This window comes from Blautia coccoides, assembly GCF_034355335.1.
In the GTDB taxonomy this organism is placed as follows: domain Bacteria; phylum Bacillota; class Clostridia; order Lachnospirales; family Lachnospiraceae; genus Blautia; species Blautia producta.
On sequence record NZ_CP136422.1, the window covers coordinates 1,339,213 to 1,351,798 of the forward strand.

Consider the following 12,586-nt stretch of genomic DNA (forward strand, 5'->3'; position numbering starts at 1 on the left):
GAATAAGGTTATGGTTTAGAGAACTATCCGGCGGTTGGAGTGCTCATTGGCTGTTTTGCCAAATGGCCCATAGCTTATTGACAAGCGGCAGGCTGTGGAGTGGACGGTAACCCGAATAGTTACAAGTTTAGATAAGGGCGTGAGAGATTATGGAGAATAATTTAGGAAATACTCAATATTTCAAAGTTAAGACAGAACCGGAAGTCCGGGTAAAAGAAGTTCTGGACCTGGTGTACAATGCCATGGCGGAGAAAGGATATAATCCGGTAAACCAAATTGTTGGTTACATCATGTCCGGCGATCCGACTTATATCACCAGCTACAAGGGTGCCAGAAGCACCATCATGAAAGTAGAGCGTGATGAGTTAGTGGAGGAGCTTCTGAAGGAGTATATTAAGAACGAATCCTGGAAGCGTGACTGATGATGAGGATCATGGGACTTGACTATGGCTCTAAGACAATAGGGGTGGCGATCAGCGACCCTCTGGGTCTTACTGCCCAGGGAATCGAAATTATCCGTCGGGAAGATGAAAATAAACTTAGAAAATCCCTTCGCCGGATTGAGGAGCTTATCAGCGAATATCAGGTGGAAGAGATTGTTCTTGGCTTTCCCAAGAACATGAATAATACCATAGGAGATCGGGCGCAGAAGTCTCTGGAGCTGAAGGAAATGCTGGAGAGAAGATGCGGCCTGCCCGTGATCATGTGGGATGAAAGGCTGACTACTGTTGAGGCCAACCGCACACTCATGGAAAGCGGTGTGCGCAGAGAGAACAGAAGTAAATACGTGGATATGATAGCTGCAGTGTTTATTTTGCAGGGCTATCTGGATGCAAAAGCAAACCCGGGTACAGTTTGATTTCAGCTTGATACCGTATTTGGACTATTGAGGGGAAGAAGGCTCGTTTCCGGGTTTGGGCGTTTATGCACGTAAAAAGAACGACAGAAAGGAAGAATGTATGGAGACAATTATTTTTGATGGAGAAGACGGAACAGAATTAGAGTTGGGAATTCTGGAACAGACAAGAGTGAACGGAAGCGTATATCTGCTGGTCATAGACCCTGAGGATTCGGACGATGAAGGGGCGGCAGCATATATATTAAAGGACATTTCAGAGGATGGCGAGGAAGAAGGCTGCTACGTGTTTGTGGAAGATGACACAGAATACGATGCGGTTTACAAAGTCTTTGAGGCCATGTTAGAGGACGTTGAATTTGAAAATTGAGCGGAGCAGTTCCGTGAGTCAGTGCGTTTGCGGCGCTGAACAGTTACATTTGAACGGAAAATTGGAGGAATTAACTTGAAAAAAAATAACAACTCAAAATTGAAGATCATTCCTTTGGGCGGGTTGGAACAGATAGGAATGAATATTACTGCCTTTGAATATGAGGACAGTATTGTCGTTGTGGACTGCGGTCTGTCATTTCCCGAGGACGATATGCTGGGAATTGACCTTGTGATACCGGACATCACATATCTGAAGGACAATATTGACAAAGTCAAAGGATTCGTTATCACCCATGGCCACGAGGACCATATCGGTGCACTTCCTTATGTAATGAAGGAGATCAATATACCCATCTATGCAACAAAGCTTACGATCGGATTAATTGAAAATAAATTTAAAGAGCACAATCTGCTCAGAAGCACTAAGAGAAAAGTGATCAAACATGGACAGTCCATTAACCTGGGCTGCTTTCGTATAGAATTTATCAAGACAAATCACAGTATCCAGGATGCATCCGCCCTGGCCATCTACTCACCGGCAGGGATCGTGGTGCACACAGGCGACTTTAAGGTGGACTATACACCTGTATTTGGAGATGCCATTGACCTGCAGCGGTTTGCGGAGATCGGAAAGAAAGGCGTACTGGCACTCATGTGCGACAGTACCAATGCGGAGCGTAAGGGATTTACCATGTCTGAGCGCACCGTGGGTAAGACCTTTGACAATATATTTGCGGAACACAAGAATACCAGGATCATCATAGCGACCTTTGCCTCCAATGTGGACAGGGTGCAGCAGATCATCAATTCTGCCTATAAATACGGCAGGAAGGTGGCTGTGGAGGGCCGGAGCATGGTAAATGTTATCGGCACGGCCTCAGAGCTGGGGTATTTGAAGATTCCGGACAAGACGCTCATTGAGATCGACCAGCTTCGGAATTACCCGGATGAGAAGGTTACGCTGATCACCACGGGCAGCCAGGGAGAGTCCATGGCTGCCCTCTCCAGAATGGCAGCCAGCATTCACAAAAAAGTGACCATCAAACCAAACGATACTATTATTTTCAGTTCCAATCCCATTCCGGGCAATGAAAAGGCAGTATCCAAGGTTATCAATGAACTGAGCATGAAAGGTGCGGACGTTATCTTCCAGGATGCCCACGTATCCGGACATGCCTGCCAGGAAGAGATCAAGCTGATCTATTCCCTGGTAAAACCCCAATATGCCATTCCGGTGCACGGCGAATACCGTCATCTGAAGGCCCAGGCAGGACTTGCCTTGGATTTGGGAATCCCCAAAGAAAATGTGTTTATCCTGCAGTCCGGCGATGTGCTGGAACTGAATGAGGAGGAACCGGCAAAGGTTACAGGAAAAGTGCGGACAGGAGCAATCCTGGTGGACGGACTCGGCGTGGGCGATGTGGGAAATATTGTGCTTCGCGACCGTCAGCATCTGGCAGAGGACGGCATCATGATCGTGGTGCTGACACTGGAGAAGCGTTCCAGCCGTCTCCTGGCAGGACCGGATATTGTATCGCGTGGTTTTGTATATGTGAGAGAATCGGAAGATTTGATGGATGAGGCCAGAATTGTGGTGGAGGATGCCATAGATGTGTGTCTGGACAAGCATATTACGGACTGGGGCAAGATCAAGAATGTTATCAAGGACTCCCTGGGTGAATTTTTATGGAAGAGGACCAAGAGAAATCCCATGATTCTGCCGATCATCATGGAGGCTTAGGAAATGAGTATAATCGACGTCTGCGTGGACAAGCTGGTGCATGCGATCAAGAACGGCGTTGTCTACAAGCAGTATTGCACGGCTCTGGAGGAGATCAAAGCAATTCCGGGGTTGAAGGAACAGGTAGATGAACTGCGCAAGCTGAATTATCAGATTCAGGCAGAAGGTGATGAGATCAATCTCTATGACGCGATTGATGATGTAGACAGCAAGATGGATGAATTGTGCAGGATACCGGAGGTGAACCGTTTTTTAGAGGCGGAGCTTACGCTGTGCAGACAGCTTCAGAGTATTGACGCGTCCATCCATCAGGGAATACAGTTGGATATTCCGGATCTTTAAAAATAAGGAGAACAACATGGCAAAAGGAATCAGAAAACAGGGTGCGGCATCTATAATGGCAAGTGGTTTTTTCAGACTGGCAGTCTATGCCTGTATTATATTTGCTGTCATTTTTGTGGGCAAGTCTGCCTATGATTTCGGATATGCGATTTTTAATGAAGTCCCCATGGCTGAAGGCGAGGGTACAGATATCACAGTTGTGATCAAGGATGGCTCCTCTGTCTATCAGATAGGAAAGATCCTGAAGAAAAAGGGACTGATCGAGGATGCAAAAGTTTTTGTGGTACAGGAGAAGCTGTCCAATTACAAGGACAAACTGCAGGCAGGCACCTATATCCTGAATACAAATATGACAGCAGAAGAGATGATGGCAATTCTGGCTCGGGAGAATGTGGACGGCCAGCCTACGCAGGGGGACGGCACGGACGGCAATTCGGCTGTGCAGGATACCTCAGAGACAGACGGCGGTGACACGGATACGGGCGGTGAGGATGCCGGTGAAGGCGGTGAATCCGACGAATCCGGTGAATCTGACACAGGTGAACAGGAGTAACAGAGGAAATAAATGTGATAGTTGACGAGAGAATGGTGACCTACATCAATTCCCTGGACAGGGGCAATACCCCCTTTCTCAACGAACTGGAGAAAAAAGCCAGGGAGGACAGGGTGCCTGTGATTCGCAGGGAGATGCAGAGTTTCCTGAAAGTATTGCTTCAGATAAAACGTCCCCGCCTCATTTTAGAGGTGGGGACTGCTGTTGGGTTCTCTACACTTCTCATGAGTGAATATGCGCCTGAAAACAGCAGGATCACCACCATAGAGAACTATGAGAAGCGGATACCCATTGCGCGGGAGAATTTCAGAAAAGCAGGGAAGGAAGAGCAGATCACACTGCTTTGCGGTGATGCTGCCCAGGTTTTGAAAACGCTGGATGGTCCCTATGATTTTATTTTTATGGATGCTGCCAAGGCGCAGTATATCCATTTTCTTCCGGAGATATTGAGACTGCTTGCACCGGGCGCGGTGCTGGTGTCTGATAATGTGCTGCAGGACGGGGATCTGGTAGAATCCCATTTTGCTGTGGAGCGCAGGAACCGCACGATTTACAAGCGGATGCGGGAGTATCTCTATGTGTTGAAGAACCATGAAGAACTGGAAACCTCCATTCTGCCTCTGGGAGATGGAGTGACTCTGAGTATAAAGAAATAGAAAGCATTGAGGAACAGGCCAAATGAGAAAAAAACCAGAATTACTGATTCCCGCCAGCAGCCTGGAGGTCCTGAAGATCGCTGTTATATACGGTGCGGATGCTGTATATATCGGCGGAGAGGTGTTTGGGCTGAGGGCAAAAGCCCGGAATTTTTCCATGGAGGATATGGCTGAAGGCATTTCCTTTGCCCACAGATATGGGGTGAAGGTATATGTGACAGCCAATATTCTGGCCCACAACAGGGATTTGGAGGGCGTACGGGAATATTTTGAAGAGTTAAAAAAGATAAAGCCGGATGCGCTGATCATATCAGATCCCGGTGTTTTTATGATTGCAAAGGAAGTATGCCCGGAGATCGAGCGGCATATCAGCACCCAGGCCAACAACACCAATTACGGCACTTACCGGTTCTGGCATGAACTGGGAGCCAAGCGTGTGGTGTGTGCCAGGGAGCTTTCCCTGGAGGAGATCCGGGAGATCCGGGCCAATATTCCGAGAGATATGGAGATTGAGACCTTTATCCATGGAGCCATGTGCATATCCTATTCGGGAAGATGCCTGCTGAGTAATTTCTTCACAGGAAGAGACGCGAACCAGGGGGCATGTACCCATCCTTGCCGTTGGAAATACTCCATTGTGGAGGAGACCAGGCCGGGAGAATATATGCCTGTCTATGAGAATGAGAGAGGAACGTATATCTTCAATTCCAAGGATCTGTGCATGATCGAGCATATGGATGATATCCTCACTGCGGGTATTGACAGCCTGAAAATAGAAGGGCGGATGAAGACTGCCCTGTATGTGGCAACGGTGGCCAGAACGTATCGGAAAGCCATAGATGACTATCTTGACAGTCCTGAGCTTTATCAGAAGAATATGCCCTGGTACCGGGAGCAGATCATGGGATGTACCTACAGACAGTTCACCACGGGGTTTTTCTATGACAAACCGGATGAGACGGCACAGATCTATGACAGCAATACCTATGCCAAGGATTATACGTATCTGGGATATCTGGAGGATAAGACACCGGAAGGGCTGTACCGCATCACCCAGAGAAACAAATTCCTTGTGGGAGAGACCTTAGAGGCTATGAAACCGGACGGAGAGAACCGCCCGGTCACTGTGAAAGCCATATATGATGAGGAAGGGAATTCCTGTGAGAGCGCCCCGCATCCCCAGCAGATACTGTATGTGGATTTGGGGGAAGGGCTTGAACTGTATGACATTCTAAGACGGAAGGAAGCAGTTCCTGAGCTTTAAGACAGCATTTTTTTCAATACGGGAGACATAAGAGCGGCTGATATTCAGCCGCTTTGCTATTTCCCTCTGTGTCAGTTCCTTTTCTCCGTAGAGTCCGTACCTCAGTTTAAGTACCTCCAGTTCACGTTCGCTCAGGATCTGATCCAGGAGGCTGTAAAGCTTTTTAATATCCTCCTTCAGTGAATAATGGTCTACTACGTCTACCGGTTCATTTTCGATCACATCCAGAAGATTTATCTCATTGCCTTCTTTGTCTGTTCCGATAGGCTCATAGAGGGAAACTTCCTTGTTGGTCTTTTTCTTGGAACGCAGCAGCATAAGCAGCTCATTGTCAATACAGCGCGCGGCATAGGTGGAGAGACGGTTGGATTTCTCCCCATTGAATGTATGAATGGCTTTGATAAGCCCAATGGTTCCGATTGAAATCAAATCATCTAAATCTTCCTCAACCCCTTGATATTTTTTCACAATATGTGCAACAAGGCGCAGATTGCGCTCTATGAGAATATTTTTAGCTTCCTGGCTGCCCCTTTTGTATTCTTGAAGATAATATTTTTCTTCTTCGGAAGTCAAGGGCTTAAGAAATGTTTTCAAGCAGCTTTACCTCAAAGGGATTTAATTATAGTCTATGTGTAAATCCGTCAAATTGTGCTTTTCCCACTCATTTAGGGACGGGTATGCTGCCAAAAAAACTCAGTTAAAGCTTCTGGGATAAGGTTTTTTCTCGTCTGTCAGACCTGCCAGATAGTCCATACTGGTATCCAGCGCAAGTGCGATCCGTTTGCATTGTTCAAAGGTGTAGTAGCGTTTTCCGTTCTCGATCTTAGAGTAATCACTCTGGTCAATGCCGGTCAGGTGCTGCATTTTAATTTGCGTATATCCTTTTTCTATTCTCAGTTTTTTTAATCTGGACATCATTCATACACCTCTTTTCTTATTTGCAACAGTTTTCCATTGTTAATCAATTATGGCGTTGTGACCTATTGACTCTAGGGTGAAATTGACCTATAATCTTAGGAAAAAGGGTAGAAGCAGAGGACTGTTTATATGGAAGGGAATTACAAAAGCCGGCAGCAGAACAATGACTGTGCGCAGAGTGCCATGAATCTGCTGTCTGTACAGTGGAGCTGTTTAGGGCGGGGAGTCTCGAAGTACCGGACAGGAGACGGGGAATATGCTTTATTTATCATAACCAAAGGGAGCGGAAGTATAACCGTGGATGGAAAGGAATATGAGGTAAGCCAGGGAAAAGCGCTGGCTGTATTCCCGGAAACCGAGGTTAAAACAGCAGGGGCTGAGCAGAGTCTTTTTTATTGTATCCGCCTGTGTTCCTGTGGCAGCCAGGTACAGGAATGCGCAGAGGAGGCCGGATTTTCCCGGGAATTTTCTGTTCGTGATGTCCATGTCAATTGTATGACAAAATTGAAAAAAACAGTGAAGTGTATGCTGGAATCGGATACGGCGGGCTATGTGGAACAGTTGGAACAAAACTGCCGTATGACGAAAGTATGGATCGATCTGATAGAAGATCATAAGACCTTCCGGGGGCAGATGGAATGTGCAGTCACAAATGCCAGGGGCAGGGCGGCAGAGATACAGGAAATTGCTGTGTATATGAAGGCCCATATGGAGGAAAATCTGAAAATTGAACAGATTGCCCGGGAATACGGAATGAACAGAAGCGGCCTCACCAGGCAGTTCCGCAGTATCATGGGATGCCCGCCTCAGCAGTATCTGCTCCAGGTGAGGATTGAGAGGGCAAAGGAGCTTCTGCGCAATACAGAAGAGACCATAGGAGAGATCGCTGCCCGGGTGGGTTATAGGGATGCCCTGGCGTTTTCACATATTTTTAAGGAGAAATGTAAAGTAGGGCCCAGGGAGTATAGGAAAGGATGTGCAGAGAAGTAGAGAAGTGTATATATGGGCAATGTCTGACCTGGAATTTTGCTGCGCATGGCGCAGCATCCCCCTGGAGATCATGCATTTGGGGACAGGGTATATGAAAAGAAAAATGAAGTCTGTCATTGCACAGAAGAAAAAAATATGATACAGTAATAACAAGTCAGAAAGCGGGTTCCCGCATTTCTTTCCCGGTGATTCCACCATTGATTCCTAAATGAAGTATCTGAATAAAAAATGAAGAAGGTCTATGCCCGCATTGGGAGGGGTATCTCTGTCCTGCTGCGGGGGAAAGGAGTATCTGTATGTTCAGCAGTGTTATGTCAGCAGCCATCTGCGGAGTGGACTGCGTCCCTGTGAGAGTGGAGGCAGACGTGAGCAGCGGCCTGCCGGTATTTAATATGGTTGGGTATCTGTCTTCACAGGTGCGTGAGGCCCAGGAGCGGGTAAGGACAGCCATCAGGAATGCAAAGATCAGCCTTCCGCCCAAAAGGATCACAGTGAATCTGGCACCGGCGGATGTGAGAAAGGAGGGGAACCGGTTTGACCTTCCTATTGCGGCTGCGCTTTTGGCTGCCTTTGGATTTATAGAAAGTGAGAAGCTGCGGGGTGTTATGCTGGCAGGTGAGCTGGGACTGGACGGCAGGGTGAACAGTGTCAGGGGCATTCTTCCCCTGGCAGAGACAGCAGCGCAGAACGGGTGCTGGCTGTGCATCGTGCCCCTCGGCAACTGCAGGGAGGCACGGATCGCAGGCAGGATAAAAGTCTTGGGAGTGGAGTCACTAAAAGAATTTTTAGATGCGTCAGGAAAAGAAAAATGGGGCGTCTGCAGCCAAAAGATCGGTGAGCAGGAGAAGTTGGCGGAGCCTGTTTACAATGTGGATTTTGAGGAAATACAGGGGCAGGAGACCGTAAAGCGGGCGGCAGTCATCGCTGCCGCAGGGTTTCACAATTTTCTCATATCTGGTCCCCAGGGGGCAGGAAAGACTATGATCGCCCGCAGGATTCCCACCATCCTGCCCCGTCTTTCCAGAGAGGAGAGCCTGGAGGTTTCCAGAATATACAGTGTCGCAGGGCTTTTGTCTGAGGAACAGCCCTTCATGTCTGCAAGGCCCTTTCGGGCACCACATCACACCATTACCCCTCAAGCTCTGGCCGGAGGCGGCAGGATCCCAAGGCCGGGAGAGATCACACTTTCCCACAGAGGGGTTCTTTTTCTGGATGAGATTCCTGAATTTTCACATAATTCCATAGAAATTTTGAGACAGCCTTTGGAGGAGCATAAGGTCAGGATCTCCAGAACCATAGGTTCCTATGAGTTTCCTGCACACTGTATGCTGGTGGCTGCTATGAACCACTGTCCCTGCGGCAGGTATCCGGATCTGAAGCGCTGCACCTGTACGGACAGGGATATCAGCAGATATGCAGGAAGAATCAGCGGTCCCATATTGGACAGGATCGATATCTGCGCAGAAGCGGCTTGTATGACGTACCAGGAGATTTCCGGAGGCAGGACGGGACAGAGTTCAGCAGAGCTGATGAAAGAGGTGGAAAAGGCGTTTTTGGCACAGCAGGACCGATATGAGGGCCTGCCAGTCTGCTATAATTCAGAGCTGTCCGGAAAACAGGTGGAAAAATACTGCAGTGTCAGCCGTGAAGGCCGGCGGCTTTTGGAAAAAGCTTACGAAAAGATGAATTTAAGTGCCAGGGCCTATCATAAGATTTTAAAGACAGCACGCACCATTGCAGATCTGGATGGTGAGGAGGAGATAAAGGAATCACAGATCAGCGAAGCTGTCTGTTACAGAGGACTTGAGAAGAGGAAGGTATGAAGTACATGGAGAGAGAAGAAATATTCTGCTGTCCGAAGACAAGCAGGGCATATCCGGACAGGCTCAGGTGTTTTGATGATATGCCGGAATATTTGTACGTAAAAGGAAAGCTGCCAGACAGCCGGAAAAAGAGTGTGGCCATTGTAGGTGCCAGAAGGTGCAGCAGCTACGGCAGTTCCCAGGCGTATTATTTTGCAAAAGAGCTTTCACGGTTTGGGATCCAGATCATAAGCGGGATGGCCAGAGGCGTGGACGGCTGGGCACACAGGGGAGCACTGGACGGCGGAGGAGAGACTTTTGCGGTCTTGGGCAGCGGCCCGGATATCTGTTATCCCAGGCAGAACATAGATATATATAGAAGGATTCCGCTTCAGGGAGGGATACTCTCGGAGTATGAACCCCAGACACCTGCCCTTCCCCGCCACTTTCCCAGAAGAAACCGGATCATCAGCGCGCTGGCCGATCTGGTACTTGTCATAGAGGCGGGGAAGAAAAGCGGTTCTCTGATCACAGTGAATTTTGCGCTGGAGCAGGGAAGGACTGTTTATGCGCTTCCGGGGCGTCTGGGGGATGCACTCAGTGAGGGATGCAACAACTTGATTTTTGAAGGCGCAGGCATTGCAAATTCCGTAGACATCATTCTGGATGAACTTCAGATTTCAGATAAATTAAAAGCAGATTTGGAAGCAAAATCAAACTTTAGGCTTGCAAGCCGGGAAGAAATGGTGTATAGTTGTCTGGATTTGAGACCAAAATATCTGGAAGAGATTTTCCTTCAGGTAGAACTAAATCCTGGGGAAATTCAGGAAATATTATTGAAACTGGAATTGAAGGGGCTTGTAGCAGAGCCAGTCAAAAATTATTATGCCAGAACGGGAGGTTGAGATGGCGAAATATTTAGTGATTGTGGAATCACCGGCGAAAGTGAAGACAATCAAGAAATTTCTCGGTTCAAATTATGAGGTCATGGCATCCAACGGACATGTGCGGGATCTTCCGAAAAGTCAGCTTGGAATTGACGTGGAGAATGATTACGAACCTAAATATATAACTATCAGGGGAAAGGGGGATATCCTGGCAGGACTTCGCAAGGCCGCTAAAAAGGCGGACAAGGTATACCTGGCAACTGACCCCGACCGCGAAGGGGAAGCTATTTCCTGGCATCTGTCCAAGGCGCTGAAGCTGGACGAGAAGAAGATGCGCAGGATCACATTCAATGAGATCACCAAGACTGCAGTAAAAGCTTCTATTAAAGAGGCTCGCGATATTGATATGAACCTGGTGGATGCACAGCAGACTAGAAGGATGCTGGACCGTATGGTAGGCTACCGGATCAGCCCGGTGCTCTGGGCCAAGGTAAAAAGAGGGCTTAGTGCCGGCCGTGTACAGTCTGTGGCCCTGCGTATCATCGGTGACCGTGAGGATGAGATCAATGCATTCATTCCTGAGGAATACTGGACCCTGGATGCGGAATTTGCCGTCAAGGGTGAGAAGAAACCGCTGGTAGCAAAGTTCTATGGAAATAAAAACAAAAAGATGAGCATTGGTTCCAGGGAAGAACTGGATAAGATCCTGTCCGGTCTGGAGGGTGTCAGCTATGAGGTGGCTGAGATCAAGAAGAGTGAGCGCAGCAAAAAGCCGCCGCTTCCTTTTACCACCAGTACCTTACAGCAGGAAGCATCTAAGGTACTGAATTTTTCCACACAGAAGACTATGCGCCTGGCGCAGCAGCTCTATGAGGGAATTGATATCAAGGGGAATGGTACGGTTGGTGTTATCACCTATCTTCGTACAGATTCCACCAGGATTTCCGAGGAGGCTGAATCTGCCGCTCACGAATACATCACTTCCCAATACGGGCCGGAATACACACTGACCCAGGAAAAGAAGGATGACAAGAAGAAGAAAATACAGGATGCCCATGAGGCCATCCGTCCCACTGATATTACAAGGACACCGGCTTCTCTTAAGGAGTCCCTGAGCAGAGACCAGTTCAGGCTGTATCTGCTTATCTGGAAACGGTTTACTGCCAGCAGGATGCAGAATGCCAAATATGAGACCACATCCGTGAAGATCAGGGGCGGAGAGTATTATTTTACCATGGCTGCCTCAAAGCTGAAATTTGACGGTTTTATGGCTGTCTATGTGCAGGAGGATGAGGAGAAGACAGAGAACTCTTTCCTGGCAAAGGGACTGGATGAGAACACAGAGCTTTCCTTCCAGGGATTCCACGAGCAGCAGCATTTTACTCAGCCGCCGGCACATTATACAGAGGCTACCCTTGTAAAGGCATTGGAGGAACTGGGGATCGGGCGTCCCAGTACCTATGCTCCTACGATCACAACAATTATTGCAAGGCGGTATGTGGCAAAAGAAAATAAAAATCTGTATATGACGGAGCTGGGCGAGGTTGTCAACAATATTATGAAGAAGTCCTTCCCGAGCATTGTGGATGTTTATTTTACAGCCACCATGGAGGAACTGCTGGACAGTGTGGGCGACGGACTTGTGCAGTGGAAGACAGTTATACGGAATTTCTATCCGGACCTGGAAGAGGCGGTGCAGACTGCTGAGAAGGAGCTGGAGGAAGTGAAGATAGAGGATGAGGTGACGGATGTGATCTGTGACCTGTGTGGGCGTAATATGGTGATCAAATATGGCCCTCACGGAAAGTTCCTGGCATGTCCCGGTTTTCCGGACTGCAGGAATACGAAGCCTTATCTTGAGAAGATCGGAGTGCCCTGCCCGATCTGCGGGAAAGATGTGGTCCTTCGCAGAAGCAAGAAGGGGCGCCGGTATTACGGATGCGAGAATAATCCGGAATGTGAGTTCATGTCATGGCAGAAACCTTCCAAAGAGAAATGCCCCAATTGCGGAGGCTATATGCTGGAGAAGGGGAATAAGCTTGTCTGCGCGGATGAGCACTGCGGATTCGTGATGATACGAAAGAAGGAAGAGGTACAGCAGGAGGCCTAAATGGGCGGAAGGCTGTGGAATAAGTGGGAAGAATGAGTGACAAGATCTGCTTTTGCCGGGCGGATCTTATCGCTTATTCTTTCCGCTTTTTAAAT

General features: G+C 48.2%; 14 protein-coding genes. 12 read left to right on the forward strand and 2 right to left on the reverse strand.

Annotated elements, in window-relative coordinates:
- The first annotated feature begins 149 nt into the window (after positions 1 to 149).
- From BLCOC_RS05795 to BLCOC_RS05830, 8 genes are all read left to right on the forward strand, one after another.
- Positions 150 to 422 carry an IreB family regulatory phosphoprotein gene (locus BLCOC_RS05795; protein ID WP_018596061.1) on the forward strand — a complete coding sequence of 91 codons (273 nt, stop codon included), beginning with the start codon at positions 150 to 152 and terminating at the stop codon, positions 420 to 422.
- Between the two features lie 2 nt (positions 423 to 424).
- Positions 425 to 859 (forward strand): Holliday junction resolvase RuvX, encoded by a 435-nt coding sequence (gene ruvX / locus BLCOC_RS05800; protein WP_026255553.1) that lies wholly within the window; start codon positions 425 to 427, stop codon positions 857 to 859.
- Positions 860 to 959: 100 nt separating this feature from the next.
- Positions 960 to 1,226, forward strand: a complete 267-nt coding sequence (locus BLCOC_RS05805; RefSeq protein ID WP_026255554.1) for a DUF1292 domain-containing protein — start codon at positions 960 to 962, stop codon at positions 1,224 to 1,226.
- Between the two features lie 75 nt (positions 1,227 to 1,301).
- Positions 1,302 to 2,969, forward strand: coding sequence for a ribonuclease J (locus tag BLCOC_RS05810; protein ID WP_115624693.1), 1,668 nt, complete (start codon positions 1,302 to 1,304; stop codon positions 2,967 to 2,969).
- A gap of 3 nt (positions 2,970 to 2,972) precedes the next feature.
- Positions 2,973 to 3,311 (forward strand): YlbF/YmcA family competence regulator, encoded by a 339-nt coding sequence (locus tag BLCOC_RS05815; protein ID WP_018596065.1) that lies wholly within the window; start codon positions 2,973 to 2,975, stop codon positions 3,309 to 3,311.
- 16 nt (positions 3,312 to 3,327) lie between these two features.
- Complete coding sequence (locus BLCOC_RS05820) at positions 3,328 to 3,864, forward strand: endolytic transglycosylase MltG (RefSeq protein ID WP_029470223.1); 537 nt, start codon at positions 3,328 to 3,330, stop codon at positions 3,862 to 3,864.
- 14 nt (positions 3,865 to 3,878) lie between these two features.
- Entirely contained in the window at positions 3,879 to 4,520 is a 642-nt protein-coding gene (locus BLCOC_RS05825) for an O-methyltransferase (RefSeq protein WP_029470222.1), read from the forward strand.
- 22 nt (positions 4,521 to 4,542) lie between these two features.
- On the forward strand, positions 4,543 to 5,784 hold the full coding sequence (locus BLCOC_RS05830) for a peptidase U32 family protein (RefSeq protein ID WP_115624694.1): 1,242 nt from the start codon (positions 4,543 to 4,545) through the stop codon (positions 5,782 to 5,784).
- Here BLCOC_RS05830 and sigK read toward each other — a convergent pair.
- Both sigK and BLCOC_RS05840 read right to left on the reverse strand, forming a co-directional pair.
- A complete protein-coding gene (sigK, locus tag BLCOC_RS05835) occupies positions 5,752 to 6,378 on the reverse strand; it encodes an RNA polymerase sporulation sigma factor SigK (protein WP_018596069.1) in 627 nt (208 codons plus the stop codon). The genes BLCOC_RS05830 and sigK overlap by 33 nt on opposite strands.
- A 99-nt stretch (positions 6,379 to 6,477) precedes the next feature.
- On the reverse strand, positions 6,478 to 6,702 hold the full coding sequence (locus BLCOC_RS05840) for a helix-turn-helix domain-containing protein (RefSeq protein WP_018596070.1): 225 nt from the start codon (positions 6,700 to 6,702) through the stop codon (positions 6,478 to 6,480).
- A gap of 129 nt (positions 6,703 to 6,831) precedes the next feature.
- On the opposite strand from BLCOC_RS05840, the gene BLCOC_RS05845 reads away from it, so the two are divergent.
- The 4 genes from BLCOC_RS05845 (at position 6,832) to topA (ending at position 12,491) form a co-directional block, all read left to right on the forward strand.
- Positions 6,832 to 7,692 carry an AraC family transcriptional regulator gene (locus BLCOC_RS05845; RefSeq protein ID WP_029470220.1) on the forward strand — a complete coding sequence of 287 codons (861 nt, stop codon included), beginning with the start codon at positions 6,832 to 6,834 and terminating at the stop codon, positions 7,690 to 7,692.
- A 296-nt stretch (positions 7,693 to 7,988) separates the two neighbouring features.
- Positions 7,989 to 9,515 carry a YifB family Mg chelatase-like AAA ATPase gene (locus BLCOC_RS05850; RefSeq protein WP_115624695.1) on the forward strand — a complete coding sequence of 509 codons (1,527 nt, stop codon included), beginning with the start codon at positions 7,989 to 7,991 and terminating at the stop codon, positions 9,513 to 9,515.
- Positions 9,512 to 10,399: a DNA-processing protein DprA gene (gene dprA / locus BLCOC_RS05855; protein WP_029470218.1), complete on the forward strand. Its 888-nt coding sequence runs from the start codon at positions 9,512 to 9,514 to the stop codon at positions 10,397 to 10,399. The genes BLCOC_RS05850 and dprA overlap by 4 nt, the downstream gene beginning before the upstream one ends.
- Before the next feature lies 1 nt (position 10,400).
- Complete coding sequence (gene topA, locus BLCOC_RS05860) at positions 10,401 to 12,491, forward strand: type I DNA topoisomerase (RefSeq protein WP_115624696.1); 2,091 nt, start codon at positions 10,401 to 10,403, stop codon at positions 12,489 to 12,491.
- Positions 12,492 to 12,586 lie beyond the last annotated feature (95 nt).

Bases quoted from the DNA above. Each gene is read 5' to 3' on its own strand.
- BLCOC_RS05795 (WP_018596061.1), top strand. From the start codon at position 150: ATGGAGAATAATTTAGGAAATACTCAATATTTCAAAGTTAAGACAGAA.
- ruvX (WP_026255553.1), top strand. From the start codon at position 425: ATGAGGATCATGGGACTTGACTATGGCTCTAAGACAATAGGGGTGGCG.
- BLCOC_RS05805 (WP_026255554.1), top strand. From the start codon at position 960: ATGGAGACAATTATTTTTGATGGAGAAGACGGAACAGAATTAGAGTTG.
- BLCOC_RS05815 (WP_018596065.1), top strand. From the start codon at position 2,973: ATGAGTATAATCGACGTCTGCGTGGACAAGCTGGTGCATGCGATCAAG.
- BLCOC_RS05820 (WP_029470223.1), top strand. From the start codon at position 3,328: ATGGCAAAAGGAATCAGAAAACAGGGTGCGGCATCTATAATGGCAAGT.
- BLCOC_RS05830 (WP_115624694.1), top strand. From the start codon at position 4,543: ATGAGAAAAAAACCAGAATTACTGATTCCCGCCAGCAGCCTGGAGGTC.
- BLCOC_RS05840 (WP_018596070.1), bottom strand. From the start codon at position 6,702: ATGATGTCCAGATTAAAAAAACTGAGAATAGAAAAAGGATATACGCAA.
- BLCOC_RS05845 (WP_029470220.1), top strand. From the start codon at position 6,832: ATGGAAGGGAATTACAAAAGCCGGCAGCAGAACAATGACTGTGCGCAG.
- BLCOC_RS05850 (WP_115624695.1), top strand. From the start codon at position 7,989: ATGTTCAGCAGTGTTATGTCAGCAGCCATCTGCGGAGTGGACTGCGTC.
- dprA (WP_029470218.1), top strand. From the start codon at position 9,512: ATGAAGTACATGGAGAGAGAAGAAATATTCTGCTGTCCGAAGACAAGC.
- topA (WP_115624696.1), top strand. From the start codon at position 10,401: ATGGCGAAATATTTAGTGATTGTGGAATCACCGGCGAAAGTGAAGACA.